The 26,305-nt window shown below is 65.3% G+C and carries 32 protein-coding genes and 1 pseudogene; 30 read left to right on the top strand and 3 right to left on the bottom strand.

Annotated features, from left to right (window positions below; genetic code table 11):
- The first annotated feature begins 99 nt into the window (after nt 1-99).
- From fusA to SRAA_RS10570, 14 genes and pseudogenes are all read left to right on the top strand, one after another.
- Nucleotides 100-2,202: an elongation factor G gene (gene fusA, locus SRAA_RS10635; protein WP_045532622.1), complete on the top strand. Its 2,103-nt coding sequence runs from the start codon at nt 100-102 to the stop codon at nt 2,200-2,202.
- Between the two features lie 163 nt (nt 2,203-2,365).
- Nucleotides 2,366-3,556 carry an elongation factor Tu gene (tuf, locus tag SRAA_RS10630; protein WP_045532620.1) on the top strand — a complete coding sequence of 397 codons (1,191 nt, stop codon included), beginning with the start codon at nt 2,366-2,368 and terminating at the stop codon, nt 3,554-3,556.
- 22 nt (nt 3,557-3,578) lie between these two features.
- A complete protein-coding gene (rpsJ, locus tag SRAA_RS10625; RefSeq protein ID WP_029463315.1) occupies nt 3,579-3,890 on the top strand; it encodes a 30S ribosomal protein S10 in 312 nt (103 codons plus the stop codon).
- Nucleotides 3,891-4,140: 250 nt separating this feature from the next.
- A complete protein-coding gene (gene rplC, locus SRAA_RS10620; protein ID WP_045532619.1) occupies nt 4,141-4,812 on the top strand; it encodes a 50S ribosomal protein L3 in 672 nt (223 codons plus the stop codon).
- Nucleotides 4,812-5,432, top strand: a complete 621-nt coding sequence (gene rplD / locus SRAA_RS10615; RefSeq protein WP_045532617.1) for a 50S ribosomal protein L4 — start codon at nt 4,812-4,814, stop codon at nt 5,430-5,432. The genes rplC and rplD overlap by 1 nt, the downstream gene beginning before the upstream one ends.
- A complete protein-coding gene (gene rplW, locus SRAA_RS10610) occupies nt 5,429-5,743 on the top strand; it encodes a 50S ribosomal protein L23 (RefSeq protein WP_045532615.1) in 315 nt (104 codons plus the stop codon). Before rplD ends, rplW begins: the two co-directional genes overlap by 4 nt.
- A gap of 2 nt (nt 5,744-5,745) precedes the next feature.
- Nucleotides 5,746-6,570: a 50S ribosomal protein L2 gene (gene rplB, locus SRAA_RS10605; protein WP_029463319.1), complete on the top strand. Its 825-nt coding sequence runs from the start codon at nt 5,746-5,748 to the stop codon at nt 6,568-6,570.
- A 12-nt stretch (nt 6,571-6,582) separates the two neighbouring features.
- Nucleotides 6,583-6,858: a 30S ribosomal protein S19 gene (rpsS, locus tag SRAA_RS10600; RefSeq protein ID WP_029463320.1), complete on the top strand. Its 276-nt coding sequence runs from the start codon at nt 6,583-6,585 to the stop codon at nt 6,856-6,858.
- An 11-nt stretch (nt 6,859-6,869) separates the two neighbouring features.
- On the top strand, nt 6,870-7,199 hold the full coding sequence (gene rplV, locus SRAA_RS10595) for a 50S ribosomal protein L22 (protein ID WP_029463321.1): 330 nt from the start codon (nt 6,870-6,872) through the stop codon (nt 7,197-7,199).
- Nucleotides 7,200-7,215: 16 nt separating this feature from the next.
- A pseudogene (gene rpsC, locus SRAA_RS10590) lies at nt 7,216-8,028 on the top strand (30S ribosomal protein S3); the annotation flags it as partial.
- A gap of 23 nt (nt 8,029-8,051) precedes the next feature.
- On the top strand, nt 8,052-8,468 hold the full coding sequence (gene rplP, locus SRAA_RS10585) for a 50S ribosomal protein L16 (RefSeq protein WP_029463323.1): 417 nt from the start codon (nt 8,052-8,054) through the stop codon (nt 8,466-8,468).
- Between the two features lie 13 nt (nt 8,469-8,481).
- The gene (rpmC, locus tag SRAA_RS10580) at nt 8,482-8,685 is read left to right on the top strand and encodes a 50S ribosomal protein L29 (RefSeq protein WP_045532613.1); all 204 of its coding nucleotides are present in this window, start codon (nt 8,482-8,484) and stop codon (nt 8,683-8,685) included.
- A 3-nt stretch (nt 8,686-8,688) separates the two neighbouring features.
- Nucleotides 8,689-8,970, top strand: a complete 282-nt coding sequence (rpsQ, locus tag SRAA_RS10575) for a 30S ribosomal protein S17 (RefSeq protein WP_045532612.1) — start codon at nt 8,689-8,691, stop codon at nt 8,968-8,970.
- Nucleotides 8,971-9,055: 85 nt separating this feature from the next.
- The gene (locus tag SRAA_RS10570; RefSeq protein ID WP_045532610.1) at nt 9,056-9,562 is read left to right on the top strand and encodes a peroxiredoxin; all 507 of its coding nucleotides are present in this window, start codon (nt 9,056-9,058) and stop codon (nt 9,560-9,562) included.
- On the opposite strand, the gene SRAA_RS10565 is transcribed toward SRAA_RS10570, so the two are convergent.
- On the bottom strand, nt 9,559-10,224 hold the full coding sequence (locus tag SRAA_RS10565) for a cytochrome b/b6 domain-containing protein (RefSeq protein WP_045532608.1): 666 nt from the start codon (nt 10,222-10,224) through the stop codon (nt 9,559-9,561). The two genes, SRAA_RS10570 and SRAA_RS10565, sit on opposite strands and share 4 nt — an antisense overlap.
- A 144-nt stretch (nt 10,225-10,368) precedes the next feature.
- On the opposite strand from SRAA_RS10565, the gene SRAA_RS10560 reads away from it, so the two are divergent.
- On the top strand, nt 10,369-10,815 hold the full coding sequence (locus tag SRAA_RS10560; protein WP_045532606.1) for a c-type cytochrome: 447 nt from the start codon (nt 10,369-10,371) through the stop codon (nt 10,813-10,815).
- Nucleotides 10,816-10,849: 34 nt separating this feature from the next.
- On the opposite strand, the gene SRAA_RS10555 is transcribed toward SRAA_RS10560, so the two are convergent.
- On the bottom strand, nt 10,850-11,257 hold the full coding sequence (locus tag SRAA_RS10555; RefSeq protein ID WP_338056365.1) for a TlpA disulfide reductase family protein: 408 nt from the start codon (nt 11,255-11,257) through the stop codon (nt 10,850-10,852).
- Between the two features lie 300 nt (nt 11,258-11,557).
- Between SRAA_RS10555 and SRAA_RS10550 the strand changes: the two genes are divergently transcribed.
- The 13 genes from SRAA_RS10550 to rnhA all read left to right on the top strand — a co-directional run bounded on the left by SRAA_RS10550 (nt 11,558) and on the right by rnhA (nt 23,733).
- Entirely contained in the window at nt 11,558-12,013 is a 456-nt protein-coding gene (locus SRAA_RS10550; protein WP_045532604.1) for a PTS sugar transporter subunit IIA, read from the top strand.
- Nucleotides 11,982-12,251 (top strand): HPr family phosphocarrier protein, encoded by a 270-nt coding sequence (locus tag SRAA_RS10545; RefSeq protein ID WP_045532602.1) that lies wholly within the window; start codon nt 11,982-11,984, stop codon nt 12,249-12,251. Before SRAA_RS10550 ends, SRAA_RS10545 begins: the two co-directional genes overlap by 32 nt.
- The gene (gene ptsP, locus SRAA_RS10540; RefSeq protein ID WP_045532600.1) at nt 12,248-14,002 is read left to right on the top strand and encodes a phosphoenolpyruvate--protein phosphotransferase; all 1,755 of its coding nucleotides are present in this window, start codon (nt 12,248-12,250) and stop codon (nt 14,000-14,002) included. Before SRAA_RS10545 ends, ptsP begins: the two co-directional genes overlap by 4 nt.
- Before the next feature lie 159 nt (nt 14,003-14,161).
- Nucleotides 14,162-16,324 (top strand): type I secretion system permease/ATPase, encoded by a 2,163-nt coding sequence (locus tag SRAA_RS10535; RefSeq protein ID WP_045532599.1) that lies wholly within the window; start codon nt 14,162-14,164, stop codon nt 16,322-16,324.
- Nucleotides 16,324-17,745, top strand: a complete 1,422-nt coding sequence (locus SRAA_RS10530; protein ID WP_171820243.1) for an HlyD family type I secretion periplasmic adaptor subunit — start codon at nt 16,324-16,326, stop codon at nt 17,743-17,745. The genes SRAA_RS10535 and SRAA_RS10530 overlap by 1 nt, the downstream gene beginning before the upstream one ends.
- 21 nt (nt 17,746-17,766) lie before the next feature.
- Complete coding sequence (locus SRAA_RS10525) at nt 17,767-18,432, top strand: response regulator transcription factor (RefSeq protein ID WP_045532597.1); 666 nt, start codon at nt 17,767-17,769, stop codon at nt 18,430-18,432.
- Entirely contained in the window at nt 18,429-18,695 is a 267-nt protein-coding gene (locus SRAA_RS10520; RefSeq protein ID WP_052467561.1) for a hypothetical protein, read from the top strand. The genes SRAA_RS10525 and SRAA_RS10520 overlap by 4 nt, the downstream gene beginning before the upstream one ends.
- Before the next feature lie 41 nt (nt 18,696-18,736).
- Nucleotides 18,737-19,540 (top strand): MlaE family ABC transporter permease, encoded by an 804-nt coding sequence (locus SRAA_RS10515; protein WP_045532595.1) that lies wholly within the window; start codon nt 18,737-18,739, stop codon nt 19,538-19,540.
- 4 nt (nt 19,541-19,544) lie between these two features.
- Nucleotides 19,545-20,537 carry an MlaD family protein gene (locus SRAA_RS10510; protein WP_045532594.1) on the top strand — a complete coding sequence of 331 codons (993 nt, stop codon included), beginning with the start codon at nt 19,545-19,547 and terminating at the stop codon, nt 20,535-20,537.
- Entirely contained in the window at nt 20,537-21,313 is a 777-nt protein-coding gene (locus tag SRAA_RS10505) for a hypothetical protein (protein WP_231849283.1), read from the top strand. The genes SRAA_RS10510 and SRAA_RS10505 overlap by 1 nt, the downstream gene beginning before the upstream one ends.
- Nucleotides 21,314-21,426: 113 nt before the next feature.
- Complete coding sequence (locus SRAA_RS10500; protein WP_045532592.1) at nt 21,427-22,395, top strand: hypothetical protein; 969 nt, start codon at nt 21,427-21,429, stop codon at nt 22,393-22,395.
- Nucleotides 22,396-22,438: 43 nt separating this feature from the next.
- Nucleotides 22,439-23,272 (top strand): class I SAM-dependent methyltransferase, encoded by an 834-nt coding sequence (locus tag SRAA_RS10495; RefSeq protein WP_045533738.1) that lies wholly within the window; start codon nt 22,439-22,441, stop codon nt 23,270-23,272.
- Nucleotides 23,269-23,733: a ribonuclease HI gene (gene rnhA, locus SRAA_RS10490; RefSeq protein ID WP_045532590.1), complete on the top strand. Its 465-nt coding sequence runs from the start codon at nt 23,269-23,271 to the stop codon at nt 23,731-23,733. Before SRAA_RS10495 ends, rnhA begins: the two co-directional genes overlap by 4 nt.
- On the opposite strand, the gene rfaH is transcribed toward rnhA, so the two are convergent.
- A complete protein-coding gene (gene rfaH, locus SRAA_RS10485; RefSeq protein WP_045532588.1) occupies nt 23,730-24,227 on the bottom strand; it encodes a transcription/translation regulatory transformer protein RfaH in 498 nt (165 codons plus the stop codon). The genes rnhA and rfaH overlap by 4 nt on opposite strands.
- A gap of 156 nt (nt 24,228-24,383) precedes the next feature.
- Between rfaH and queC the strand changes: the two genes are divergently transcribed.
- Both queC and SRAA_RS10475 read left to right on the top strand, forming a co-directional pair.
- Complete coding sequence (gene queC / locus SRAA_RS10480; RefSeq protein ID WP_231849282.1) at nt 24,384-25,109, top strand: 7-cyano-7-deazaguanine synthase QueC; 726 nt, start codon at nt 24,384-24,386, stop codon at nt 25,107-25,109.
- A gap of 13 nt (nt 25,110-25,122) precedes the next feature.
- On the top strand, nt 25,123-26,223 hold the full coding sequence (locus SRAA_RS10475; RefSeq protein WP_045532585.1) for a 6-pyruvoyl trahydropterin synthase family protein: 1,101 nt from the start codon (nt 25,123-25,125) through the stop codon (nt 26,221-26,223).
- Nucleotides 26,224-26,305 lie beyond the last annotated feature (82 nt).

Genomic DNA, 26,305 nt, shown 5'->3' with positions numbered 1-26,305 from the left:
TGCGCTGGCCCCAGGCCCTTCGCCTATCGCTTATCCCCAAGCCCGCCGCACTCCCAGCCGAGGTGGCGGGCTTGGCCCGTATTTTTCGGAGAATTTTCCATGCCCCGCAACACGCCCATCGAGCGCTACCGCAACATCGGTATCTCGGCCCACATCGACGCCGGCAAGACCACCACCACCGAGCGCATCCTGTTTTACACCGGGGTCAACCACAAAATCGGTGAAGTGCACGATGGCGCGGCCACCATGGACTGGATGGAGCAAGAGCAAGAGCGCGGCATCACCATCACCTCGGCCGCCACCACCTGCTACTGGAAGGGCATGGACCTGTCCTACCCCGAGCACCGCTTCAACATCATCGACACCCCCGGTCACGTGGACTTCACGATCGAGGTCGAGCGTTCCATGCGCGTGCTTGACGGCGCTTGCATGGTCTATTGCGCCGTGGGTGGGGTGCAGCCGCAGTCTGAAACGGTGTGGCGCCAAGCCACCAAGTACCGGGTGCCGCGCTTGGCCTTCGTCAACAAGATGGACCGCACCGGCGCCAACTTCTTCAAGGTCTATGACCAGATGCGCCTGCGCCTCAAGGCCAACCCGGTTCCGGTGGTGATCCCGATCGGGGCCGAAGAAGGCTTCAAAGGCGTGGTCGATCTCATCAAGATGAAGGCCATCTATTGGGACGATGCCTCGCAGGGCATGAAGTTCGACTACCGCGAGATTCCGGCCGAGCTGCAAGCCAGCGCCCAAGAGTGGCGCGAGAAAATGGTCGAAGCCGCTGCCGAAGCCAACGAAGAGCTGATGAACAAGTACCTCGAAGGAGGCGACTTGAGCGAGGCCGAAATCATGCTGGGCCTGCGCACCCGCACCATTGGGGCCGAGATTCAGCCCATGCTGTGCGGCACCGCCTTCAAAAACAAGGGCGTGCAGCGCATGCTCGACGCCGTGGTGGATTTCCTGCCCTCGCCAGTTGACATTCCGCCCGTGGGCGGCAGCGACGACGATGAGCAGCCCACCAGCCGCCGCGCCGACGACTCCGAGAAGCTGGCCGCGCTGGCCTTCAAGCTCATGACCGACCCCTTCGTCGGCCAACTCACCTTTGTGCGTGTCTATTCCGGCGTGCTCAAAAAAGGCGACACGGTCTATAACCCAATCAAGGGCAAGAAAGAGCGCATCGGGCGCATCGTGCAGATGCACGCCAACAACCGCGTTGAGGTCGAAGAAATCCGCGCCGGCGACATCGCTGCTTGCGTCGGCCTCAAGGAAGTCACCACCGGCGAAACCCTGTGCGACCCTTCGGCCATCATCACGCTCGAGCGCATGGTGTTCCCCGAGCCCGTGATTGCCCAGGCCGTGGAGCCCAAGACCAAGGCCGACCAAGAAAAAATGGGCATCGCCCTGAGCCGCTTGGCCTCTGAAGACCCATCGTTCCGCGTCAAGACCGACGAAGAATCGGGCCAGACCATCATCGCCGGCATGGGCGAGCTGCATCTGGAAATCATCGTGGACCGCATGAAGCGCGAGTTCGGCGTCGAGGCCAACGTGGGCAAGCCGCAAGTGGCGTACCGCGAGACCATCCGCGGCACCATCGAAGACTCCGAAGGCAAGTTTGTGCGCCAGTCCGGCGGCAAGGGCCAGTACGGCCACGTGGTGCTCAAGATCGAGCCGCAAGCGCCGGGCAAGGGCTTCGAGTTCGTCGATGCCATCAAGGGCGGCGTGGTGCCGCGCGAGTTCATTCCGGCGGTGGAAAAAGGCGTGATCGAAGCGCTCAACACCGGCGTGCTGGCCGGCTACCCGGTGGTCGATGTCAAGGTCACGCTGCACTTTGGCTCCTACCACGATGTGGACTCCTCCGAGCAGGCCTTCAAGATGGCGGCCATTTTCGGCTTCAAGGAAGGCTGCCGCAAAGCGCAGCCGGTGATCTTGGAGCCCATGATGGCGGTCGAAGTGGAAACCCCGGAAGACTACGCCGGCAACGTGATGGGCGACCTCTCCAGCCGCCGCGGCATGGTGCAGGGCATGGAAGACATGGTCGGCGGTGGCAAAGCCATCAAGGCTGAGGTGCCGCTGTCCGAAATGTTTGGCTACTCGACCACGCTGCGCTCGATGTCGCAAGGGCGCGCCACCTACACCATGGAGTTCAAGCACTACTCCGAAGCGCCGCGCAACGTGCAAGAAGCCATTATTTCGGCGCGCGCCAAGTAAAGATGCGGGCTGCGCGCTGCCGCACCGGGTTCGGTTGCGCTGCGCAAGGCCCCGGTCTGATGCGCCCCCAACCGGGAGGCGGCGTTGCCCGTGACGCCGCCGCCGCCGCAGACCTTAAACCCACACGGGCTTTGTTCTTTTTTCATTCAAGGATATTTGCATCATGGCAAAGGAAAAATTCCAGCGGACCAAGCCGCACGTCAACGTAGGCACCATTGGTCACGTTGACCACGGCAAAACCACGCTCACGGCGGCCATCACCACCGTGCTGGCGGCCAAGTTTGGCGGTCAAGCCAAGGCCTACGACCAGATCGACGCCGCTCCCGAAGAAAAAGCGCGTGGCATCACCATCAACACCGCGCACGTGGAATACGAAACGGCCAACCGCCACTACGCCCACGTTGATTGCCCCGGCCACGCCGACTATGTGAAGAACATGATCACCGGTGCCGCGCAGATGGACGGTGCCGTGTTGGTCTGCTCCGCCGCCGACGGCCCGATGCCGCAAACGCGCGAACACATCCTGCTGGCGCGCCAAGTGGGCGTGCCCTACATCATCGTGTTCCTCAACAAGTGCGACATGGTCGACGACGCCGAGCTGCTCGAGCTGGTCGAAATGGAAGTGCGCGAGCTGCTCGACAAATACGACTTTCCCGGCGACCAGACCCCCATCATCCACGGCTCGGCCAAACTCGCCTTGGAAGGCGACAAAGGCCCGCTGGGCGAGCAAGCCATCATGAAGCTGGCCGACGCCCTCGATAGCTACATCCCCCAGCCCGAACGCGCCGTCGACGGTGCCTTCCTCATGCCCGTGGAAGACGTGTTCTCCATCTCCGGCCGCGGCACCGTGGTCACCGGGCGCATCGAGCGCGGCATCGTCAAGGTCGGTGAAGAGATCGAAATCGTCGGCTTGGCCGTGACCCAGAAAACCATCTGCACCGGCGTCGAGATGTTCCGCAAGCTGCTGGACCAGGGCCAGGCGGGCGACAACGTCGGCATCTTGCTGCGCGGCACCAAGCGCGAAGACGTGCAGCGCGGCCAAGTGCTGTGCAAGCCCGGCAGCATCAAGCCGCACACCCACTTTACCGGCGAAGTCTACGTGCTGAGCAAAGACGAAGGCGGGCGCCACACCCCGTTCTTCAACAACTACCGGCCACAGTTTTACTTCCGCACCACGGATGTCACCGGCTCGATCGAACTGCCCGAAGGCAAAGAGATGGTCATGCCGGGCGACAACGTCAGCATCACCGTCAAACTGATCGCCCCGATCGCCATGGAAGAAGGCCTGCGCTTCGCCATCCGCGAAGGCGGACGCACCGTGGGCGCCGGCGTGGTGGCCAAGATTTTGGATTGATTGCACACAGGACGAACACACCATGAGCAAGCAAAAAATCCGCATCCGCCTCAAAGCCTTCGACTACAAGCTGATCGACACCTCGGCCGCTGAAATCGTTGACACCGCCAAGCGCACCGGCGCCATCGTCAAGGGCCCCGTGCCCCTGCCGACGCGCATGAAGCGCTTTGACATCCTGCGCTCGCCGCACGTCAACAAGACCAGCCGCGACCAGTTCGAGATCCGCACCCACCAGCGCCTGATGGACATCGTGGACCCGACCGACAAAACCGTCGATGCGCTGATGAAGCTGGACCTGCCAGCCGGCGTCGATGTCGAGATCAAGTTGCAATAAGGCCACAGGCGCCGGGCCTGCGGCAGCGCAGACGAGCCGAAACCGCTCCGTAGGCCTTGCATGAAATCTGTCAGCGGGTTATAATCTTGAGCTTGGCCGCGTTTTGTCAGAAATGACATATCGGGTCCAAGCAAAAACAATCGTCAAATCCGGACCGGCTCTCCCCCTTAAAAGGGAGGGCTTTGCTGGTTTAAAAAGCTTTCCGGCCAATTGCAGTCGGACACGCGGACAACGCGGAAATGGAGAAAAAATGAGTCTGAGCAACTCCCTGGGGTTGTTGGGCCGCAAGGTGGGCATGATGCGCCTATTCACCGAGGACGGGGACGCGGTTCCTGTCACGGTGGTGGATGTATCGAACAACCGTGTGGCACAAGTCAAAACCCAAGCCAACGATGGCTACGATGCCTTGCAGCTGACGTATGGCAAGCGCCGCGCCTCGCGCGTGAGCAAGCCGGCGGCCGGTCACTTGGCCAAAGCCGGCGTCGAAGCCGGTGAAATCCTGCAAGAGTTCCGCGTCAGCGCGGATGTGGCGGGCAAATACGCCGCCGGCACCGTGTTGCCCGTGGCCGAGCTCTTTGCCGTAGGCCAAAAGGTCGATGTGCAAGGCACCTCGATCGGTAAAGGCTTTGCTGGCACCATCAAGCGCCACAACTTTGCGTCGCAGCGCGCCACGCACGGCAACAGCCGTTCGCACAACGTGCCGGGCTCCATTTCGATGGCGCAAGATCCGGGCCGCGTGTTCCCGGGTAAAAAAATGACCGGCCACATGGGTGACGAGACCGTCACCACGCAAAACCTCGATGTGGTGCGGGTCGATGTTGAGCGCCAGTTGCTGCTCATCAAAGGCGCGGTGCCGGGCTCCAACGGCGGCTTCGTGACCGTGCGTCCGGCTGTCAAAGCACTGCCCAAAGGAGGCAACTGATGCAAGTCGAACTCCTCAACCCACAAGGCCAGGCCGCTTCCACCGTTGAAGTGCCCGATGCCGTCTTTGGTCGTGACTACAACGAAGCGCTGATCCACCAACTGGTGGTGGCCTACCAGGCCAACGCGCGCCAAGGCACGCGGGCGCAAAAAGACCGCGCCACCGTCAAGCACAGCACGCGCAAGCCGTTTCGCCAAAAAGGCACCGGCAACGCCCGCGCCGGCATGACCTCCTCGCCGCTGTGGCGTGGGGGCGGTCGCATCTTCCCGAACAGCCCGGACGAAAACTTCGGCCAAAAGCTCAACAAGAAGATGTACCGCGCCGGCATGGCTTCGATTCTGTCGCAACTGGTGCGCGAGGGCCGTTTGGCGGTGGTCGATGCGATCACGCTCGAAGCCCCCAAAACCAAGCTGCTGGCCGACAAGTTCAAGGCCATGAATCTGAAATCGGTGCTGCTGATCGCCGACGAGGTCGATGAAAACCTCTACCTGGCTTCGCGCAACCTGCCGCACGTGCTGGTGCTCGAGCCACGCTACGCCGACCCGCTCTCGCTGGTGCACTACAAAAAGGTGATCGTCACCAAAGGTGCCCTGGACCAATTCAAGGAGATGTTCGCATGAGCAGCATCCAGTTTGACGAAGGCCGCCTGATGCAGGTGCTGGTGGCGCCGATCGTTTCGGAAAAAGCCACTGCCACGGCCGATAAAACCAACGCGGTTTTGTTCAAGGTGCTGCAAAACGCCACCAAGACCGAAATCAAGGCAGCGGTCGAGCAAATGTTCAACGTCAAGGTCAAGGCCGTCAACGTGCTCAACCAAAAAGGCAAGAGCAAGCGCTTTGGCAAAACCATCGGTCGCCGCGACCACGTGCGCAAAGCCTACGTGACGCTGCAAGCCGGGCAAGAAATCAGCTTTGGCGGGGAGGCCGTCTGATCATGGCAGTCATCAAGATGAAACCGACCTCCCCCGGCCGCCGGGGCATGGTCAAGGTCACACGCGAAACCCTGCACAAGGGTGAGGGCTACGCGCCGCTGCTGGAGCCCAAGTTCCAGAAGGCCGGCCGCAACAACAACGGCCACATCACCGTGCGCCACCGGGGCGGCGGCAACAAGCACCACTACCGTGTGGTCGATTTCGTGCGCAACAAAGACGCCATTCCGGCCAAGGTCGAGCGCCTCGAATACGACCCGAACCGCAGCGCCCACATCGCCCTGCTGTGCTACGCCGATGGCGAGCGCCGCTACGTGATCGCGCCGCGTGGCGTGGCCGTGGGGGCCACGCTGCTGTCGGGCCCGGAGTCGCCGATTCGCGTCGGCAACACGCTGCCGATCCGCAACATTCCAGTCGGTTCGACCATTCACTGCATCGAAATGCTGCCTGGCAAGGGCGCGCAAATCGCCCGTTCAGCGGGTGCCTCGGCGGTGCTGCTGGCACGCGAAGGCGTCTATGCCCAGGTGCGGGTGCGCTCCGGCGAGGTGCGCAAGGTGCACGTCGATTGCCGCGCCACCATCGGTGAAGTCTCGAACCCCGAACACAGCCTGCGCCAACTCGGCAAGGCTGGCGTCAAACGCCACATGGGCATCCGCCCAACCGTGCGCGGCGTCGCCATGAACCCGATCGACCACCCGCACGGTGGTGGTGAGGGCCGCACCGGCACCGGTATGCCGCCGGTTGATCCGTGGGGCAACCTGACCAAAGGTTACCGCACCCGCAACAACCGTCGCACGCAGACCATGGTCGTCTCGCGGCGCAAGAAGTAAGGAGCTGACGACATGACGCGCTCACTCAAAAAAGGCCCCTTCGTTGACCATCACCTGATGGCCAAGGTCGAAAAGGCCGTTGCTACCAAAGACAAAAAGCCGGTCAAAACCTGGTCGCGCCGCTCCATGATCCTGCCCGACTTCATCGGGCTGACGATCGCCGTGCACAACGGCAAGCAGCACGTGCCGGTCTATATCACCGACCAGATGGTGGGCCACAAACTGGGCGAGTTCTCGCTCACGCGCACCTTCAAGGGTCACCCCGGCGACAAGAAAGCCAAGAAGTAAGGACACACACCATGGAAACACGCGCAATCGTTCGCGGCGTCCGCCTCTCGGTGGACAAGGGCCGCCTGGTGGCCGACCTGATTCGAGGCAAAAAAGTCGATCAGGCGCTGCACATTCTGAACTTCACGCAGAAGAAGGCCGCTGGCATCGTCAAGAAGGCGCTCGACTCGGCCATCGCCAACGCCGAGCACAACGACGGGGCCGACATCGACGAGCTCAAGGTCAAGACCATCTACGTCGAACAAGGCACCACGCTCAAGCGTTTTTCGGCGCGCGCCAAAGGCCGCGGCAACCGCATCAGCAAACCGACCTGTCACATCTACGTGACGGTGGGCACCTAAACCGACAGGACTAGCCATGGGACAAAAAATCCATCCGACCGGTTTTCGCCTCTCGGTGAGCCGCAACTGGGCCAGCCGCTGGTACGCCAGCGAGCGCAACTTTGCCGGCATGCTGGCCGAAGACATCAAGGTGCGCGAGTACCTCAAAGCCAAGCTGAAAAACGCCGCCGTCTCGCGCGTCGTGATCGAACGCCCGGCCAAAAACGCCCGCATCACCATCTACTCGGCGCGCCCGGGTGTGGTGATCGGCAAAAAAGGCGAGGACATCGAGAAGCTGAAAAAAGAACTGGCTGCCAAGCTGGGCGTGCCGGTGGCGGTCAACATCGAAGAAGTGCGCAAGCCCGAAGTCGATGCCAAGCTGATCGCCGACTCGATCACGCAGCAGCTCGAAAAGCGCATCATGTTTCGCCGCGCCATGAAGCGCGCCATGCAAAACGCCATGCGTCTGGGTGCCCAAGGCATCAAGATCATGTCGGCTGGGCGCCTGAACGGCATCGAAATCGCCCGCACCGAGTGGTACCGCGAAGGCCGGGTGCCGCTGCACACGCTGCGCGCCGACATCGACTACGGCACCTCGGAAGCCAAGACCACCTATGGTGTGATCGGCGTCAAGGTCTGGGTCTATAAGGGCGACAACCTGGGCCGCAGCGATGCGCCCACGCTCGACAGCACCCCGCGCCCCGACGACGAGCGCCGTCCACCCCGTGGCCCGCGCCGCGACGGCCGTCCTGATGGCCGACCCGATAGCCGCGGCGGTCGTGGTGCCGGTTCCGGTGCCGGAGCGCCACGCCGTGCCGCTGGTGCCCCTGCCGATGGCGGCGCCAAACCGCAGGCCTAAGGAGAAATTCAATCATGTTGCAACCTGCACGCCGTAAATACCGTAAAGAACAAAAAGGCCGCAACACGGGCATCGCCACCAGTGGCGCTACCGTGGCCTTTGGCGATTTCGGCCTGAAGTCCACAGATCGTGGCCGTCTGACGGCTCGCCAGATCGAGTCCGCTCGCCGGGCCATTTCGCGCCACGTCAAGCGCGGTGGCCGGGTCTGGATTCGCGTCTTCCCCGACAAGCCGATCTCCAAAAAGCCAGCCGAAGTCCGCATGGGCAACGGCAAGGGCGCGGTCGAGTACTACGTGGCCGAAATTCAGCCCGGCAAGGTGCTGTACGAGATCGTGGGCGTACCCGAGCAATTGGCTCGGGAAGCCTTCTTGCTCGCAGCCGCTAAGCTGCCGCTGCGCACCACCTTCGTGACCCGCATGTTGGGCCAGTAATCAGGAGCACCCCATGAATACCGCCGAACTGCGTCAAAAAGACGAAGCCGCCCTGCAAGCCGAAGTGAAATCGCTGCAAAAAGCGCATTTCAATTTGCGCATGCAAAAAGCCACGCAACAACTCAACAACACCGCCACGCTGGGTGAAACCCGGCGCGCGATCGCCCGTGCCAAGACCATCTTGGCGCAAAAACGCGCTTCGGCCACCAAGGAGTGAACCATGAGTGAAGCCCAAACCAGTGCCACCTCATCCCTCAAGCGCACCCTGATCGGCAAAGTGGTGAGCGACAAGCGCGCCAAAACCGTCACGGTGTTGGTCGAGCGCCGCGTCAAACACGAGCTCTACGACAAGATCGTGATCAAGTCGAGCAAGTACCACGCGCACGATGAAAACGGTGATTTCCACCTCGGCGACGTGATCGAGATCACCGAGAGCCGCCCGCTGTCGAAAACCAAGAACTGGGTTGCGACCCGTTTGGTGCAAAAAGCCGACTTGGTGTAAGCCTTTTGCTTCTGGCCTTAGGCCCGGCAGAAAAACCAACCGACAATGCCGGTTGGTTTTTTTGTTTCTGCCTAGGAGTGCACACATGATCAAAGTTGGAGACCGCCTTCCCGCCACCACCCTGATGGAGTTTGTTGAGCAAGAGGGCGAGGGCTGCAGCATCGGCCCCAACAAGGTCGATACCGAGGCCGCCCTGGCGGGCAAGACCATTGCCCTGTTTGCAGTGCCGGGCGCTTTTACACCCACTTGTTCGGTCAATCACCTGCCCGGCTACATCCAGCGCTGCGCCGATTTCAAGGCCGCCGGGGTCGATGAAATCTGGTGCGTGAGCGTCAACGATGTGTTCGTGATGGGGGCGTGGGCGCGCGAGCAAGGCACGGCCGGCAAAATTCGCCTGCTGGCCGACGGCGACGCCGCGTTGGCGCGCGCCACCGGCCTGACGCTCGACCTAAGCGGGCGCGGCTTGGGGCTGCGCAGCAACCGCTACTCGATGCTGCTGCAAGACGGGGTGGTCAAGGTGCTCAACGTCGAAGGCCCGGGCAAGTTCGAGGTCTCGGACGCCGACACCTTGCTGGCGCAGATCAAAGCCTAAGCCGGCGCCCAGTTCACCAGCACGTAGCTCAAGCCCGCTGCCAAGGCGTAGCAGCCCGCCGCCAGCGCCCATTGGGCGGCACCGTCGCGGCTCGACGGTGCGGGCTTGGGCAGCAGCTTGTCTCCGGTGAGCATGGCCGACACCAGCGCCTCGCGCTTGACCAGCTTGTAATACAGCAGCGCCAGCAGGTGCAGTGCCACCAAACCGATCAGCAGCAGCTTGCCCACTTCGTCGTGGTAGTCGCTGGCGCGGTCCACCCACTCCGGGCTGGCCCACGCCACCCAAGGGCCAGCGTAAAAGATGGCGTCGTCGGTGAGCAGGCCGCTGAGCACCTGCAGCAGCAGCGCCAGCAGCAGCGCAAACACCGACAGCGCCCCCAAGGGGTTGTGCCCAACGCGGTGCAGCGTCGGGCTGCGCCCGCGCAAATAGGCCCAGATCGACCTGGGCGCATAGGCAAAGCTGGCAAAGCGCGACCAGTATCCGCCCACCACACCCCAGAACAGGCGAAACAGCAGCAGGGAGAGCACGAAGTAGCCCAGCCAGATGTGCCACTCCATCCACAGCCCGCCCACGTTGCCAGTGGTGATCAGTCCGATCACCGCCAGCATCAAAGACCAGTGAAAGAGCCGCGTGGGCCCGTCCCAAACTCGAATTCGGTGCATCCGCGCAACCCTCCCAAATAACTATGCGAAACAGTCGGACAAGAGGCCCTGTAACCAGCCGGCAATGATACGTGCATAAACTGAATCGCTGTCCGCTTACGCGGTAAACCACGCCCGTTTTTTCACCACCAAGAGGAATGTCAGATGAAGTTTCCCGTCGCGCTGATCGCTGCCGCGCTGTTAACCGCCACCGGTGCCGCGCAGGCCCAGTTTCGCACCCCCCAAGATGCAGTTGACTACCGCCAAGGGGCTTTTGAGGTCATGGGCCACCACTTTGGCCGCGTAGGGGCCATGGCCAATGGGCGCGTGCCTTTCGACGCGGCTGTGCTGCAACAAAACATGGCCGTCGTCATGATGCTGTCGCGCCTGCCGTGGGCTGGTTTTACGCCCGAAACGCAAGGCTTGCCAAGCAGGGCCAAGGCAGTGGTCTGGACCGAGCGCGCCCGCTTTGACGCTGCGGCCCAAGACACAGCGCGTGCGCTCACCGCCCTCAATGCCGCCGCGATGACCAACAACCTCGATGCGGTGCGGCGCGCCTTTGGCGAGACCGCCGCCTCTTGCAAGGCCTGCCACGACAATTTCCGCGATTAAAAACAGCGCTCGGCGCGGGTTTTGCAGAGCCGCCCTAGGCCAGCAAGCCTTCGATGAAGGCGTTGAGCGCAGCGGGGTCGATCGGCCCCAGGTAGCGCTTGGCGATGCGCGCCTGCCGGTCCACCACAAAGGTGGTGGGTGTCAGGCGCACCTCGCCCCAATCACGCGCCAAGGCGCCGGTGCTGTCTAGTGCGACCTTGAAAGGCAATTGGCGCGTTTGCGCAAAATTGGCCACCATGGCCGGTGGGTCGAAGCTCATCGCCACCGCAATGGTCTCGAAGCCGCGCTCGCGGTACTTGAGGTAGGTGGCCACCAAATCGGGCATTTTGCGCACGCAGGACACGCACGAAGTGGCCCAGAAGTTGACCAGCGTGACTTGGCCGCGCAGGTCGGCCTCGCTCAGCGTGCTGCCGTCGAGCAGCAGAAAGCGCGACGGCGGCACTTGGTTTCCGCTAGCGCAACCACTCAGCCCGAGCGCAGTTGCAGCGGCCAAGCCAAGCTGAAACCGGCGCCGGTTTAGATGTGGTTCGGATGCAGGTTGCATGGTGAAAAACCCTTCAATCAACGGATCGCCTAAATCGCGCAGACCAGCGCCAGCCGCTGCTCCCAGTCGGAGCGCACAGGTTGCTTATAGGTATTCGCATAATGTAGCGCGATTGGGCTCGAAAGGCAGCACAAAGTTCAGAGTCACCCAGCGCTTCAGGGGGAAAAGCTGGCCCCGCTGGGCCGCATAATCGCAGCCATGAACGGCATCATCGTCATTGCCCACGCGCCGCTCGCCTCGGCGCTGCGCCAGTGCGTGCTGCACGTCTTCCCCGACGCCGACGACTGCCTGCAGGCGCTCGATGTGGCGGCGCAGCAAGCGCCCGAGGAAAGCCTGGCGCAACTGCAGTTGCTGCTGCGGCGCCACGGAACCAGGTCGCATCTGCTGTTGGCCGACATCGTGGGGGCGACGCCCTGCAACGTGGCCAGCCAGGTGGCCGACGGGGTGCGCACGCGGCTGCTGGCTGGCGTCAATCTGCCGATGTTGCTGCGCGCCGTCTCGTACCGCCACGAACCCCTCGAGGCCCTGTGTGCACGCGCGCTGCAGGGCGGCACCTTGGGCGTGATGGCGCTGCCCAACATCCCCGCTCAGGCGCTGCAGCGCCCGACCCCAGACCCATCCCATGCTCAAAACCACCGCGACCATCAGCAATAAACTCGGGCTGCACGCCCGCGCCTCGGCCAAGCTGACCAAGCTGGCAGGCCAGTACCCATGCGAGGTGTGGATGAGCCGGGGCGGGCGGCGCATCAACGCCAAGAGCATCATGGGCGTGATGATGCTGGCCGCGGGCATGGGATCGCAGGTCGAAATCGAAACCGACGGCCCCGACGAGCAAGCCGCCATGCAGGCGCTGCTGGCGCTGATCGACGACAAGTTTGGAGAGGGACAATGACCTTTAGCGTACACGGGCAAGCGGTCTCGCGGGGCATCGCCATCGGGCGCGCGGTGCTGGTGGCTTCCAGCCGCATCGACGTGGCGCATTACTTCATTGGGCCGGAACAGGTGCGCGAGGAACTGCGCCGCCTGCGCCAGGCGCGCGATGCGGTGATCGCCGAAATCGAGCAGGTGCAGCGCGGTCTGCAGGAAACCGCCAGCATGGAGGCGCATCCAGAGCTCACCGCCTTGCTCGATGTGCACCTGATGCTGCTGCAAGACGTGCAGTTGCAAGAAGGCGTCACGCACTTTGTGCAAGAGCGCCACTACAACGCCGAGTGGGCGCTCACCTCGCAGCTCGAACTGGTGGCCAAACAGTTCGACGAAATGGAAGACCCCTATCTGCGCGAACGCAAGGCCGATCTGGAGCAAATCACCGAGCGGCTGCTGCGCAGCATGAACGGGGCCACGGCCCCGATGCTGGCCCCGAGCAACCGCCTTGAAGGCGAAAGCGCCAAGGGGGGGCATGGCATGGAAGACCCGCTGGTGTTGGTTGCGCACGACCTCTCGCCGGCCGACACCTTGCAGTTCAAGCGCAGCGTCTTCGTCGGCTTTGCCACCGACGTGGGCGGCAAGACCAGCCACACCGCCATCGTGGCGCGCAGCATGGACATCCCGGCCGTGGTGGGCGCTCGTGGCGCCAGCCAGCTGGTGCGCCAGGACGATTGGGTGGTGATCGACGGCGACGCCGGGGTGCTGATCGTCAACCCTTCAGACATCGTGCTGGCCGAATACGGCTTCAAGCAGCGCCAGGGCGAAGTCGAACGCCAGCGCTTGTCGCGCATCAAAAACACCCCCGCGGTCACGCTCGACGGCGAACGCATCGAGTTGCTGGCCAACATCGAACAGCCCTCGGACACCCTGCCCGCGCTGGCGGTGAGCGCGGTCGGTGTGGGCTTGTTTCGCACCGAGTTTTTGTTCATGGGCCGTGGCAAGTTACCCGACGAGGAGGAACAGTACGCCGCCTACTGCGCCGCCGTGGAGGGCATGCACGGGTTGCCGGTGACGATACGCAGCGTCGATATCGGGGCCGACAAGCCGCTCAACCGCAGCAGCCGCGACGAGCACCTGAACCCGGCGCTGGGGCTGCGCGCGATCCGCTGGAGCCTGTCGGAGCCGGCCATGTTCCTGACGCAGTTGCGTGCTGTGTTGCGCGCCGCTGCGCACGGCAAGGTGAATCTGCTGATCCCGATGCTGGCGCATCTGCGCGAGGTGCAGCAAGTCAAGGCCTTGTTGGCCAAGGCGCGGACGCAGCTCGATGCCCGTGCCGCCGTCTATGGCCCGGTGCGGCTGGGCGCGATGATCGAAATCCCCGCTGCGGCGCTGGCGTTGCGCTTGTTTTTGAAGCACTTCGATTTTTTCTCGATCGGCACCAACGACCTGATCCAGTACACGCTGGCGATCGACCGCGTGGACGAAAGCGTGGCGCACCTGTACGACCCGCTGCACCCGGCGGTGCTGCAACTGGTGGCGAGCACCATTGCCGAGTGCCGGGCACAGAACAAGCCGGTCAGTGTATGCGGCGAAATGGCCGGTGACGCCACCATGACGCGGCTGCTGCTGGGGCTGGGGCTGCGCAGTTTTTCCATGCACCCAAGCCAGATACTGGCGGTCAAGCAGCAGATTTTGCGTGCCGATACGCGCAAGCTGCGCGCTTGGGCGCAGCAGGTGATCGAAAGCGATGAGCCGGCCGCGCTGATGGCCAATTGAACGCAGCGGGGGGTGCGACCGGGAAGGCCGCCGAGATTGCGTTTTTATCAATCGATGCCGCTTTGCGCTACACTGCGGCTTGATTGAAGTCAAGGACTGTCGGTCTCGCTGCGCGCGGTGTCAGGGATGCCGTGGCGTTCGGGCCATCACGGAGTAGCAATGACCCCAGACACCGCCCTGCCGCTGCCCGCTCAGCCGGCAGCGCCTGAGCGCGACGACCTGTTGCACTGCCTGATCGTGCTGGCGCGCCTGCACGGTTTGGCGCTGACGCGCGACGGCGCCTTGGCTGGCCTGCCCACACCCGACGGGCGCCTGACGCCGTCGCTGTTCGAGCGCGCCGCGCACCGGGCCGGCCTGAGCAGCAAGCTGGTGCGCCAGCCCATCGCCAGGCTGCAGGCTGAGCTGCTGCCCGCGGTGCTGCTGCTCGACGAACAGTGCGCCTGCGTGCTGCTCGAGCGCAGCGCCGACGGCGCCAGCGTGCGCGTGATTTTTCCCGACCTCGGCGAGGCCGCACTCGATCTGCCGACGGCGCAGATCGAGGCGCGCTACAGCGGCCGCGCGATTTATGCCCGACCGCGCACGCGCTACGACGCGCGCAGCCCGGCGGTCAAGCAGGTGCGCGGCGAGCACTGGTTCTGGGGCGTTATCGCCGAAAACCGGCGCCTGTACCGCGATGTGCTGTTGGCGGCCTTCCTGACCAATCTGTTCGCGGTGGCGATGCCGCTGTTCATGATGAACGTCTACGACCGCGTGGTGCCCAACCAAGCCTTTGACACCCTGTGGGTGCTCTCGGCCGGGATTTTCATCATCGTGCTGGGCGATCTGATGCTCAAGGTCATGCGCAGCCGCTTCGTCGATCTGGCCAGCAGCCGCGCCGACGTCAAGCTATCGGCCTTCATCATGGAGCGCGTGCTGGGCATGCGCATGGAGCAGCGCCCGGCCTCGGCCGGCTCCTTTGCCTCCAACCTGCGCGCCTTCGAGTCGGTGCGCGACTTCATCGGTTCGGCCACCGTGGTGGCCTTCATCGATCTGCCTTTTGCGCTGATCTTCTTCCTCGTGATCGGCTGGATCGCACCCATGATGCTGATCCCCTTGTTCATCGGCGCGGCGGTGTTGTTGCTGTACGCGCTGGCGGTGCAGGGGCGCATGCACACGCTCACCGAAACCACCTACCGCGCCAGCGCGCAGCGCAACGCCACCCTGATCGAGGGTCTGGTGGGTTTCGAAACCCTCAAAGCACTCGCCGCCGAAGCCCCGATCCAGCGCAAGTGGGAGCAAAGCGCCGCCCTGTTGGCGCGCGTCGGGGCGCAGTTGCGGCTGCTCTCGGCCAGCGCCAGCCACACGGCGGCTTTTGTGCAGGGTGCGGTCACGGTGGCGATCGTCATCTTGGGGGTTTATTTGATCGGTGCGCGCGAGCTCACCATGGGTGGTCTGATTGCCTGCTCCATGCTGGCCTCGCGCGCCATGGCCCCCATCGGCCAAGTGGCCGGCTTGCTGGTGCAGTACCACACCGCCGCCACCGCCCTGAGCTCGCTCGAGGAGATGATGCAGCGCGAAGTAGAACGCCCCGATGGCGCGCAGTTCATCAGCCGCGGCCACATTCAGGGGGGGATCGAGTTCAAAGACGTCTCGTTTAGCTACCCCGGCCAGAGCAACGCCTCGCTGCGCAACGTCAGCTTTCGCATCCAACCCGGCGAGCGCGTGGCCATCTTGGGGCGCATCGGCTCGGGCAAAACCACGCTGGAAAAGCTCATCCTCGGCCTGTACCGGCCCAGCAGCGGCGCGGTGCTGATCGACGGCATCGACCAGCGCCAGCTCGACCCGGCCGAATTGCGCCGCCACATCGGCTACGTGCAACAAGACGTGATGCTTTTTTACGGCAGCCTGCGCGAAAACATCACCCTGGGCGCGCCGTTGGCCGACGACGCCGACGTGCTCAGGGCCGCCACCCTCAGCGGCATCGTGGATTTGGTCAACCAGCACCCGCAGGGCTTCGATATGCTGGTGGGCGAGCGCGGCGAGTCGCTCTCGGGCGGCCAGCGCCAGGGGGTGGCGATCGCCCGCGCGGTGATCAACGACCCGCCCATTCTGCTGCTCGACGAGCCCACCTCCTCCATGGACCACTCGAGCGAGGAAGACATCAAAAAGCGCTTGCAGCAGTTCGTGCTGGGCAAGACCGTGGTGCTGGTGAGCCACCGAACTTCCTTGCTCGATCTGGTCGAACGCATCATTGTCATGGATGCCGGCCGCATCGTGGCCGATGGCCCCAAAGAGCAGGTCATCCAGGCGCTGCGCCAAGGCCGGATCGGAAAGGCTGCGTGATGAGCAAACTCGAGCAAAAAACCTTCGAGCGCATCGGTCAGGCCACCGAGGCCGGAGCGCGCGTGGGCAAGCCCTTGTTTGGCAAGCTGGCGCAGCGCCTGGCGCGCGACGATGAGCCCGATGGCGAGGCGCTCGATTGGGCCGCCGACGCCGACTGGGCCCAATTGCAGCAAGAGCCCTTGCGCGCGCGCCGGCTGCTGCGCTGGAGCGCCGTGCTGGTGCTGGTGCTGGTGTTGTGGGCGGCGGTGGCCAAGGTCGATCAGGTCACGCGCGGCGAGGCCCGCGTGGTGCCCAGCCAGCAGGTGCAGATCGTGCAAAGCGTGGATGGCGGGGTGGTGAGCGAAATTTTGGTGCGCGAAGGCCAGGTGGTGGAGGCCGATCAGGTGCTGCTGCGCGTGGACCCGACGCGCTTTGCGGCCAACTTGGGTGAAACCCGCGTCTCTCAAATGGCGCTGGAGGCGCGCGCCGAGCGCTTGCGCGCGCTCATCCAAGGCCGCAGCTTCAACCCGTCCGTGGCGCTCGAGCGCGAAGCGCCGGCCATCGTGGCCCAGGAGCGCAGCCTGTTCGAGTCGCGCCGGGCCGAAATCAGCGCCCAGATCTCCATCACCCAGAGCCAGTTGCTGCAGCGCCGGCAAGAGCTGACCGAGGCCCAATCGCGGCGCGACTCGGCCGCCAGCAGCCTGAGCCTGGTGCAGCGCGAATTGGCCGCCACGCGACCGCTGGTGGCCAGTGGGGCGGTGTCTGAAGTCGAGGTGCTGCGGCTGGATCAACAGGTCTCGCGCCTCGTGGGGGAGCGCGATCAGGCGGCGGCGCAGATTGCGCGCGTACTGGCCTCCATCACCGAAGCCCAGCGCCGCATCGAAGAAGTGCAGCTCACGGCGCGCAATCAAATGAGCGCCGAACTCTCCGACACCATGAACCGCCTGTCGGCCTTGGTCGAAGGCGGGCGCGCCTTGGAAGACCGGGTGGTGCGCGCCGACATCCGCTCGCCCCTGCGCGGCACCGTCAGCCGCTTGCACGTCACCACCATGGGAGCGGTGGTGCAACCCGGGCGCGAGGTGGTGGAAATCGTGCCGCTCGACGACGCCCTGATTCTGGAGGCCCGCATTGCACCGCGCGACATCGGCTTCCTGCGCCCGGGCCTAGAGGCCATGGTCAAGTTCACCGCCTACGACTTCGCCATCTACGGCGGCCTGCGCGCCGATGTCGAGCACATCGGCGCCGACACCGTGGTCGACGAGCAAGGCAACGCCTTTTTCATCGTGCGCCTGCGCACCCGCGAGGCTTCGTTGGGTGAAGGCCTGCCCATCATCCCCGGGATGGTGGCCCAAGTCGACATCCTGACCGGCAAGCGCACCATTTTGAGCTACTTGCTCAAGCCGGTGTTGCGGGCCAAAGAAAACGCCCTCTCCGAACGCTGACCCCAGACGCCGAGGAACCGCATGAGCCTAGCCTATTTTTTGCTGCATTCAACGGCCAGCAGCACCGCCTTGCCGACGCCCTCAGAGCGTTGGGTGCAAGCCTTTGCCGATGGCCAGTGGGCCACTTGGGGCAATCTGTTGGCGCGGGTGCGCCCGGGCGATACGGTCTGGATCCCCGTGAGCCAGCCGCAGTGGCCGGACCGCATCGCCGAATTGCTGGCGCAGCGACCGGGGTCTCTGGTGGTGGTGCTCAGCAGCGTGCCCGAAGACGCCGAAGGCCTGCGCGCGCTCGATGCCGGGGCGCGCGGTTACTGTCACCTGCAAGCGGTGCCGGAGCTGCTGCGCGAAGTCCAGCAGGTGGTGGTGCACGGTGGGCTGTGGGTGGGGCCCAGCCTGGTGCAGCGGCTGGTGGCGGCAACCCGCGAGCTGGTGCAGCGCAACCCCGCCTCGGCCAGCGCAGCGGGCTGCGACTTGTCGGGCCTATCGGAGCGCGAGGCCCAAGTGGCGCGCGCCGTCGCCTTGGGCAAAAGCAACAAAGAGGTGGCCGAGCAGTTGTTCATTTCCGAGCGCACGGTCAAGGCCCACTTGGGGGCCATTTTCGACAAACTGGGGGTGCGCGACCGGGTGCAGCTGGTGCTCAGGCTGCAAAGCAGTGTGCACTCCGACCTGCCGGGGGTGCGCCCATGAGCCCGCCACCGCCCCTGCTGCCCGACGAAGAACGCGGGCCGACGCCATCGGCCGAGCAGCAGGTACAGCGCGATCTGGCCCTGTCGGACAGCGGTGTGGCGCGCGTCACCGAAGACCTGATCGACATCCTCATCCTGCGCGGCGTGATCCAGTTCACCGATTTCCCGCCCGCCGCGCAAGCCAAGCTGTTGTCGCGCCGCCAGACCCGCGCCACCCTTAGCCGTCGGCTGCGCCTGCTCGACGAGCAAGACGACACGCTCTAAAGCCATGGCGGCGCGGTGTGCCGCACGCTAAGATCGGCCCTATGGTGTGGCTCAAGCAATTTTTCGCGCTGGGATCGGGCATGGGGCGCGGGCTGCTGCATTGGTGCCTAAATTGGTGGCGCATCGTGCACCTGGGGGCGGTGATTTTGGTGTTGGCGGTCTCGCCCGCGAGCTACCGCCGCGAGCGCTGGCCGATGTTGGCTTTGCACATTTACCAGGCCACGGCGCCGGTGCTGCTGTGGTTCACCGCCTTGTCGGCCCTGTTTGGCGTGGTGCTGATCCGGATCGTGGTGGTGACGGCCACCGGCTTGGGGCTGACGCAGTATGCGGTCGAGATGGTGGTGCGGGTGTTGGTGCTGGAGCTCATTCCGCTGGCGGCGGCGCTGTTCGTGGCGCTGCGCTGCAGCATTGGCCAAGCCGGAGAAATCTTGACGCTGCGCCGCCAAGGGGCGTTTGAGCAACTGCAAGCCGAGGGCAAAGACGCGCTGCACTGGCTGGTGCTGCCGCGCGCCTTGGCGGGTATCTTTTCGGTGCTGACGCTGGTGGCCGTCAGCACGCTGGTGGCGCTGTTGCTGGGCTACGTCAACATTTACGGTTTTAGCCCCTGGGCCATCGACCCGTACACGCACCTGGTGGGGCGGGTTTTCAGCCCCGAGGTGACGCTGATCTTCGTTTTCAAGACTTTTTTCTTTGCCCTCATCGTGGCGCTGGTGCCGCTGGCATCCAGTCTGTACGATCCAGTGGACCCGAGTCAGCGGGCCAGCACCGAATTGCAGCTGTTGCTGCGCCTGTTTCTGGCGCTGCTGCTGATTCAGATGGTTTCACTATTGGGCAACTACGCTTGATCTCATGAGCACCGAAGACACAGTCGAACGCACCATCCGCCAGGCGCGCGTCAAGCACGTCGAGTTCAAGGCGGCGGCCTTGCTCGCGCTGATGCTGGCGTTGCTGCTGGGGGCGGCGCTGTTTTTGTTGTACGCACGCGGTGCGTTCGAGCCCACCCAAGAGCTGGTGCTGATTGCCGACGACTCCGAAGGGGTGGCGATCGGCATGGACCTGACCTTCTCTGGATTTCCGATCGGGCGCGTGCGCCGCGTGGGGCTAGGTGACGACGGCATGGTGCGCATCTGGGTCGACGTGCGCAGCAGCGAGGCCCACTGGTTGCGCGAGAGCAGCGTGTTTACGCTCGAGCGCAGCCTGGTGGGGGCGACGCGCTTGCGCGCCTTCACCGGGGTGCTGGAAGACCCGCCCCTGCTCGATGGCGTCGAGCGCAGGGTGCTCCAAGGCGACGCCATGGCCGACCTGCCGCGCCTGGTGATCCAGGTGCGCGATTTGCTGCAAAATCTCAGCACCATGACCGCCGAGCAGGCGCCGCTCAATGCCAGCTTGCGCAACGTGCAGCGCGCCAGCGAAACGCTGGTGGGGCCGCAAGGTGCGCTCGGGGTATTGGTGGGCAACCCCGAAGACCGCGCCCGCTTCATGCAGGTGGTCGACGAGAGCAACGCCTTGCTGCGGCGCCTGGAGGCGGTGGCGGAGCGGGCCGAATCGCTGGTGGGAAATGCTGACCAGCGCGTGTTTGGGGCCGATGGCCTGATGACCGACACCCAGGCGGCGGTGCGCCAAATCGAGGGCTTGCTGGCCGATGCGCGCCAGTCGCTGCAACAGGTCGATGCGGTGCTGGTCGAGGCCCAAGGCATTGCGCAAAATACGCGCGCCGCCACGGTGGATCTGGATCAGTTGCGGGTCGAGGTGGAGGCCAATCTGCGCCGCATCGATGGCCTGCTCAGCGAGCTCAGCCGGCGCTGGCCTTTGGCGCGCGACACCGAACTGAGGGTGCCCTGATGCAGCAGCAACAATGGTCGGCTGGCCTTGCCCAGCCCGCACCGCTTGCGCCCAAGGCGCAGATCCGTTGGCATGGGGGGCTGTTGTGTGCCCTTTTGTTGGGGGTGCTGCTGCTGGCGGGTTGCGCGGCCGGGCCACGCGTGCCCGATTGGCAAATCGAAGCCCACGCGGCGCAGCAGCGCGCCATTCGGGCCGACCTGGAAGGCCGCCAGCGCGTGGCCGAGCTGGAGTGGCAGCGTGCGCGTGAGTCCGTTCAGCGCACGGCGCGTGCCGACCAGATGGCGCGGCTGGCGCTGACCCGCTGTGCCGTGGCACAAGCCGCGCTTGACTTGGCCGACGCTTGCTTGGCAGCGCAGCCGCTGCTGCCCCACGCCGGCTTGGCTGAGCAGGCCTACGCCCGCTACCTGCTCGGGCAAGCGCAGGCCGCCGACATCGAGTGGTTGCCGGCGGCCCACCGGCCCACCGCGCGGCGCTTGCTGGAGCCGGCCGCCGCAGGGGAAGCGGCGGCGCTGCTGCGCGCCATCGACGACCCGCTGGCGCGCCTGGTGGCCGCCAGCGTCTGGCTGCGCGCGCAGCGGCTCGACCCCGAGGCGCTGGCGTTGGTGGTGCAGACCGCCTCCGACCAAGGCTGGCGCCGGCCCCTGCTGGCGTGGCTGCGCTTGCAGGCCACGGTGGCGCAGCAGCGCGGGCAGGCCGAGCAGGCGACCGAAGCGCTCAGGCGCATCGAGTGGCTGCTGGCGGCGCCGCCAGCTCAACCACCGCCCACCCGGCCCTGAGCGGCCGTTCGGCAGGGGAACCTTTGGCGCGCTTTCGTGCCAAAATCGCAGGCAGTTGCCCAAGCGGATGGCCCATCCGGGCCGTTTTACCTTATTGCAGTTATAGGGCTCTTATGAAAACCAAATTTCACTTAAACAAAAGGCCACACCTGCGCCCGGCTTTTGGGGCGGGTGCCGGGGCCGAATTCGGCCAAGCCGTGGCCTTGATCGACGAGCGCTACCTGAGCTGGTTGGCCAAGCAGCAGCCCAATCCACCCAGCGATGGGCTGCATCGAGACCTTTTTCAGCCCGTGTTCTCGCAGTTGGCGCGGCTTTGTGGCGCCGATGCGGCGCTGTTGCGCAGCTACCTCTACACCGACCAGCAACCCAGCCAACTGCTCGACGACGTGGTGCTGCGCATGGTGCCGGCGCACGCCAGCGATGGTGGGGCCGCGCTGGTGCGGACGCTGGGTTTGGAGCTGACGCAACTGGCGAGCCGGGGTGGCTGCGCCTTGGCGCTGCTGGCCAGCGACGACGAGCGCCTCATCCCCTACATCGACGAAGCCCAGTGGCGCGGACTCAAGGTGGTGATGGTGACCGACGCCTCGGCGCAAGACTTTGGCCGCCTGATGGCCGAAGACCCCAGTTGGGCGCGGCTGCTGATGCAAGCCGATCGGCGCGTCAGCCTCAACGAGGCGGCTTGGGCGGCCCTGAACGACGGGCAGGCTGAGGGACTGGGTTTCATGCCGACCCGGCTGGCGCAACTGGAACGGCGCGAATTTGAGCAAGAGCACGAGCACGGTGCCGCGCTGGGCGAGCCCGCCCATGCCGACCAGCAGCCCGATGGGGCGTGGCTGGAGCAGGTGCAACACGTGATCGACGAGTGGTGGCGCGAGGAAACCCCGCATGCCCGGCTCGATCTGTACGAAGAAATGCAAAGCAGCCAAGGGGTTCCGCCTGAGACCGACCGCCATCTGCTGCTGCGGGTGCGGCGCGGTTTGGGCCGCACGCTGAGCTTTCCCGAGAAAAAAGCCATGCGCGAAATGATCCGTGCGGCGGTGCTGGCACAGTCGCCCGTGGTTGATGAAGCCCTTGACCACTGAGCCGTCCCTGCAGCCGGCTGCATCGGATGCAGGCGGGCAGCAGCTGGCGGCGTGGCTGGCCAGCGAGGCCGGGCGCTACCTGCTGGCGTGGGAGCAAGAGCGGTGTGATGAAGCGGTGGCCGATTGTTTTGGCTACCATGCCTTGCAACTGGGCTTGCCACAGATCGATGCCTTGCGCGCCAACCGCATCCCCAAGCGCTGGCTGGCACAGCCCGAGCCCTCCTCGGCGTTGGAGCGCCATGCCGACCAAGGCGCCGCTGCGGCACCGCTGCAGCCCAGTGGCGGGCGCGAGCTGGCCTTGGTGACGCACGCCGCCGCGCTGCCGTTTTCTGAAAATACCCTCGATTTGATCGTGCTGCCGCATACGCTGGAGTTCAGCGCCGACCCGCACGCGGTGCTGCGCGAGGTGCAGCGGGTCTTGTTGCCCGAGGGCCGCTTGGTGGTCTGTGGCCTCAACCCGTGGAGCCTGTGGGGTTTGCGCCAGCAGCGGGCGCGGCTCTTGGCTCGGTTGGGGCTGCAACGCCCACGCTGGGCGCGGCCGTTTTTGCCGGAGGCGGGCGAGTTCATTGCGCACCGGCGCCTGCGCGACTGGCTGCAGTTGCTGGGGCTGGAGGTCGAGTCGTGCCGCATGGGCTGTTACCGGCCGGCGCTGCAGTCGGAGTTGTGGTTGCAGCGCTGGAGTTGGATGGAGCGCGCCGGTGCCCGCTACTGGCCTTTTTTCGGCAACGCCTATTGCATGGTGGCCGTCAAGCGGGTGCGTGGCCTGCGCTTGCTGGGGCCAGCCTGGAAGCCCAAACCCGCCGCTGCCGCACCGGTGGCGGTGGCCTGTCAAGCCAGCCCCGCGCGGCTTGACGACGAGCACCAATCGCCCGCATGAAATCGGTCGTCATCTACACCGACGGCGCCTGCAAAGGCAACCCGGGCCCTGGGGGCTGGGGCGTGCTGTTGCGCACCGAGGGGGCTGAAAAAACGCTCTGCGGCGGCGCGGCGCAGACCACCAACAACCGCATGGAACTCACCGCTGTCATCGAGGCCTTGCAGGCGCTCAAGCGCCCGTGCCGCGTCACGCTGTGGCTCGACAGCGAATACGTGCGCAAAGGCATCACCGAATGGCTGCCGGGCTGGAAAGCCAGGGGCTGGAAAACGGCGGCTCGCCAGCCCGTCAAAAACGTCGATCTGTGGCAGCAGCTCGACGCCTTGGTGCAGCAGGGCGGGCACGCAATCGACTGGCGTTGGGTCAGGGGCCACACCGGCGACCCGGGCAACGAGCGCGCCGACGCCCTCGCCAACCAAGGCGTGGCGCAAGCGCGTGCGGCCCCGCCCCGCCCGCCCCTCTAGCCGGCCTTGCGCAGCGCGCTGGGTTCGAGCGGCAGCAACACCGGCTTGCAGAGCATTTCGATCAGCACCAGCACCCGACGCTCGCCCTCGGCGATCTGGAACACCCCCTCGAGGCCCGCAAACGGCCCTTGGGTGATGCACACCCGCTGGCCGGGCTGAAACAGCGGCACCACGTGGCCGCGCAGCTGGGCCTCGTGCAGGCGCAACTGGTCGACCAGTGCGTCGGGCACTTTGGCGGGCTCAGAGCCGAACGCCACCAAGCGGCTCACCCCCACGGTGGAGCGGATCGGGCCCCAACTGCGGGCTTGCAAATCGAGCCCCAACTGAATGAACAAATAACGCGGAAACAAGGGCTCGTCGCAGGCTTGCAGGCCGGCGCGGCGCAGCTTTTCGGAGCGCAGCAGCGGCAAGTAACAGTCAAACCCTTGGCGCTCCAAGTGCTCGAGTGCGCACAACTCTTTGCGCGGTTTGGTGTGGACCAGATACCAGTGCAATGCCTATCCTCCGAAAGCCGTTTTATGCGCCAGATTTTAGCGCGCCAGGCGCAGGCCGCGGCACAAGCTTAAAATGAGCGGCTTGCGCACCGGCTCGTGCCGCTGCTTTGGCACGATGGGTTCCCTCGCCCCCATCTTGAAAAAAAAGGACCCACCATGACTTTGATGAGCGCGGCCCAACCCACGGCGGTGGTGCTGCTCAGCGGCGGCCTCGATTCGGCCACCGTGTTGGCCTTGGCGCGTGAGCGCGGCTTTGCCGCCTGCGCCCTGAGCTTCGATTACGGCCAGCGCCACGCCCACGAACTGGCCGCGGCGCGGGCGCAGGCGCAGGCCCAAGGGACGCGGCGCCACATCACGCTGCCGGTGGATCTGCGCGCCTTTGGCGGTTCGGCCCTGACCGATCAGGCGCTGGTGGTGCCCAAGCAGCGCACGCTGGATGAGCTGGCGCAGCAGGGCATACCGCTCACCTACGTACCGGCGCGCAACACGGTGTTTCTGAGCCTGGCGCTGGCATGGGCCGAAACCCTGGGCAGTTGCGACATTTTCATCGGTGTCAACGCGCTCGACTACTCGGGTTACCCCGACTGCCGCCCGGCCTTCATCCAGGCTTTCGAGGCCATGGCCAACTTGGCCACCCGGGCGGGCGTCGAAGGCGCGCAGCGGCTGCGCATCCATGCCCCCTTGCAGCACCTGAGCAAGGCCGAGATCGTGCGCGAGGCGCTGCGCCTCGGGGTCGATCTGGCGCACACCTGCAGCTGCTACGACCCAGGCCCGCTAGGCCAGCCCTGCGGCGCTTGCGACGCCTGCCTGCTGCGCGCCAAGGGCTTTGCCGAGGTGGGCTGCCCCGACCCCTTGCGGCAGCGCTTTGGCCTGCACCAATGAGACGGCTTGCCCCATGCTGAGCCTGTACCACTGCGCCCAAGCCGGCTTCGAAGCGGCGCGGCAACTGCAGCGCCGCGCGCCCCAGCACCCGCAGGCGCGCCTGCATGGGCACAGCTTTGAGGCGCGGCTGCGCGCGCGCGTGGAACCCGGCTGGGCGGCGGTGGCCGGCACCGAGGTGGAGCAGTTGCAGCAGCATCTGGCGGATGTGACGGCGGCGTTGGACCACCGCCTGCTCAACGACTGCCTGCCCGAGCCCGACGACACCGCGCTGGCGCGCTGGTTGCAGCAGCGCTTGCCCAGCGCGGGCTTGCAACTGGTCCAGATCGGGGTGCAAAGCACCCCGCGCAGCGGCTGCGAGCTCGATGCCACCGGCCACGCCCACACGTGGCGGCGTTACCGCTTCGAGGCGGCGCACCAGTTGCCGCGCGTGCCGGCGGGCCACAAGTGCGGCCGCATGCACGGGCACGGCTTCGAGGTGCTGCTGCACGCGCGCCCAGACGGGCTGTTTGATGAGCTGGGCGCCGCCGACCGCCTCGACCACGCCTGGGCACCGTTGCAGCAGCGCCTGCACCGGCACTGCCTGAACGACATCGCGGGGCTGGAAAACCCCACCAGCGAGGTGCTGTCGGCGTGGCTGTGGCAGCAGCTGGTGGCCGCCCTGCCCGGCCTGAGCCGGGTCACGGTGTTCGAGACCGCCTCCTGCGGGGCCAGCTTCGACGGACAGCGCTACCGCATCTGGAAAGACCTGACACTCGACAGCGCGCGCCGGCTGCGCCACGCCCCGCCTGACCACCCCCTGGCGGCCCTGTACGGGCACACCTACACGCTGCGCCTAGGGCTGGGCGGGGCACTCGATGCGGTGCAGGGCTGGGTGCTCGATTTCGGCGACGTCAAGCGCTTGTTCGACCCGCTGTTCAAGGCCCTCGACCACCAGCCTTTGCACGAGCTGGCCGCCACGGCGGGTCTGCCCGACTGCGATTGCGCCAGCTTGGCTGGGTGGATCTTGCAACAAGGGCGGCGCGAGCTGGCGGCCTTGGAGCGAGTCGATCTGTACCAGACGCCCGGCTGCGGGGCGCTGGTCATGGCCGCCGACCCGGGCCTGAGCCCGATTTGAGTGGGGCAATGGCATGATGTTACCCCCACGCTCGTTGCGCTCGCTGCCCCCCGAGGGGGTGCTTCAGTGGCTTCGGGCGGCC

The organism is Serpentinimonas raichei (assembly GCF_000828895.1).
Classification (GTDB): Bacteria; Pseudomonadota; Gammaproteobacteria; order Burkholderiales; family Burkholderiaceae_C; genus Serpentinimonas; species Serpentinimonas raichei.
The sequence above is the reverse complement of the archived record's forward strand: the minus strand, read 5'-3'. Positions and strand labels throughout refer to the sequence as shown.

Coding starts and splice junctions, on each gene's coding strand:
- tuf (WP_045532620.1), top strand. CDS start 2,366: ATGGCAAAGGAAAAATTCCAGCGGACCAAGCCGCACGTCAACGTAGGC.
- rplD (WP_045532617.1), top strand. CDS start 4,812: ATGCAAGTCGAACTCCTCAACCCACAAGGCCAGGCCGCTTCCACCGTT.
- SRAA_RS10565 (WP_045532608.1), bottom strand. CDS start 10,224: ATGCACCGAATTCGAGTTTGGGACGGGCCCACGCGGCTCTTTCACTGG.
- rplB (WP_029463319.1), top strand. CDS start 5,746: ATGGCAGTCATCAAGATGAAACCGACCTCCCCCGGCCGCCGGGGCATG.
- SRAA_RS10560 (WP_045532606.1), top strand. CDS start 10,369: ATGAAGTTTCCCGTCGCGCTGATCGCTGCCGCGCTGTTAACCGCCACC.
- SRAA_RS10500 (WP_045532592.1), top strand. CDS start 21,427: ATGAAAACCAAATTTCACTTAAACAAAAGGCCACACCTGCGCCCGGCT.
- SRAA_RS10550 (WP_045532604.1), top strand. CDS start 11,558: ATGAACGGCATCATCGTCATTGCCCACGCGCCGCTCGCCTCGGCGCTG.
- SRAA_RS10525 (WP_045532597.1), top strand. CDS start 17,767: ATGAGCCTAGCCTATTTTTTGCTGCATTCAACGGCCAGCAGCACCGCC.
- fusA (WP_045532622.1), top strand. CDS start 100: ATGCCCCGCAACACGCCCATCGAGCGCTACCGCAACATCGGTATCTCG.
- rplW (WP_045532615.1), top strand. CDS start 5,429: ATGAGCAGCATCCAGTTTGACGAAGGCCGCCTGATGCAGGTGCTGGTG.
- rnhA (WP_045532590.1), top strand. CDS start 23,269: ATGAAATCGGTCGTCATCTACACCGACGGCGCCTGCAAAGGCAACCCG.
- SRAA_RS10535 (WP_045532599.1), top strand. CDS start 14,162: ATGACCCCAGACACCGCCCTGCCGCTGCCCGCTCAGCCGGCAGCGCCT.
- rpsQ (WP_045532612.1), top strand. CDS start 8,689: ATGAGTGAAGCCCAAACCAGTGCCACCTCATCCCTCAAGCGCACCCTG.
- SRAA_RS10510 (WP_045532594.1), top strand. CDS start 19,545: ATGAGCACCGAAGACACAGTCGAACGCACCATCCGCCAGGCGCGCGTC.
- SRAA_RS10515 (WP_045532595.1), top strand. CDS start 18,737: ATGGTGTGGCTCAAGCAATTTTTCGCGCTGGGATCGGGCATGGGGCGC.
- rpsS (WP_029463320.1), top strand. CDS start 6,583: ATGACGCGCTCACTCAAAAAAGGCCCCTTCGTTGACCATCACCTGATG.
- rpmC (WP_045532613.1), top strand. CDS start 8,482: ATGAATACCGCCGAACTGCGTCAAAAAGACGAAGCCGCCCTGCAAGCC.
- SRAA_RS10505 (WP_231849283.1), top strand. CDS start 20,537: ATGCAGCAGCAACAATGGTCGGCTGGCCTTGCCCAGCCCGCACCGCTT.
- ptsP (WP_045532600.1), top strand. CDS start 12,248: ATGACCTTTAGCGTACACGGGCAAGCGGTCTCGCGGGGCATCGCCATC.
- SRAA_RS10570 (WP_045532610.1), top strand. CDS start 9,056: ATGATCAAAGTTGGAGACCGCCTTCCCGCCACCACCCTGATGGAGTTT.
- queC (WP_231849282.1), top strand. CDS start 24,384: ATGACTTTGATGAGCGCGGCCCAACCCACGGCGGTGGTGCTGCTCAGC.
- rplP (WP_029463323.1), top strand. CDS start 8,052: ATGTTGCAACCTGCACGCCGTAAATACCGTAAAGAACAAAAAGGCCGC.
- rpsJ (WP_029463315.1), top strand. CDS start 3,579: ATGAGCAAGCAAAAAATCCGCATCCGCCTCAAAGCCTTCGACTACAAG.
- SRAA_RS10545 (WP_045532602.1), top strand. CDS start 11,982: ATGCTCAAAACCACCGCGACCATCAGCAATAAACTCGGGCTGCACGCC.
- SRAA_RS10530 (WP_171820243.1), top strand. CDS start 16,324: ATGAGCAAACTCGAGCAAAAAACCTTCGAGCGCATCGGTCAGGCCACC.
- rplV (WP_029463321.1), top strand. CDS start 6,870: ATGGAAACACGCGCAATCGTTCGCGGCGTCCGCCTCTCGGTGGACAAG.
- rplC (WP_045532619.1), top strand. CDS start 4,141: ATGAGTCTGAGCAACTCCCTGGGGTTGTTGGGCCGCAAGGTGGGCATG.
- SRAA_RS10475 (WP_045532585.1), top strand. CDS start 25,123: ATGCTGAGCCTGTACCACTGCGCCCAAGCCGGCTTCGAAGCGGCGCGG.
- SRAA_RS10520 (WP_052467561.1), top strand. CDS start 18,429: ATGAGCCCGCCACCGCCCCTGCTGCCCGACGAAGAACGCGGGCCGACG.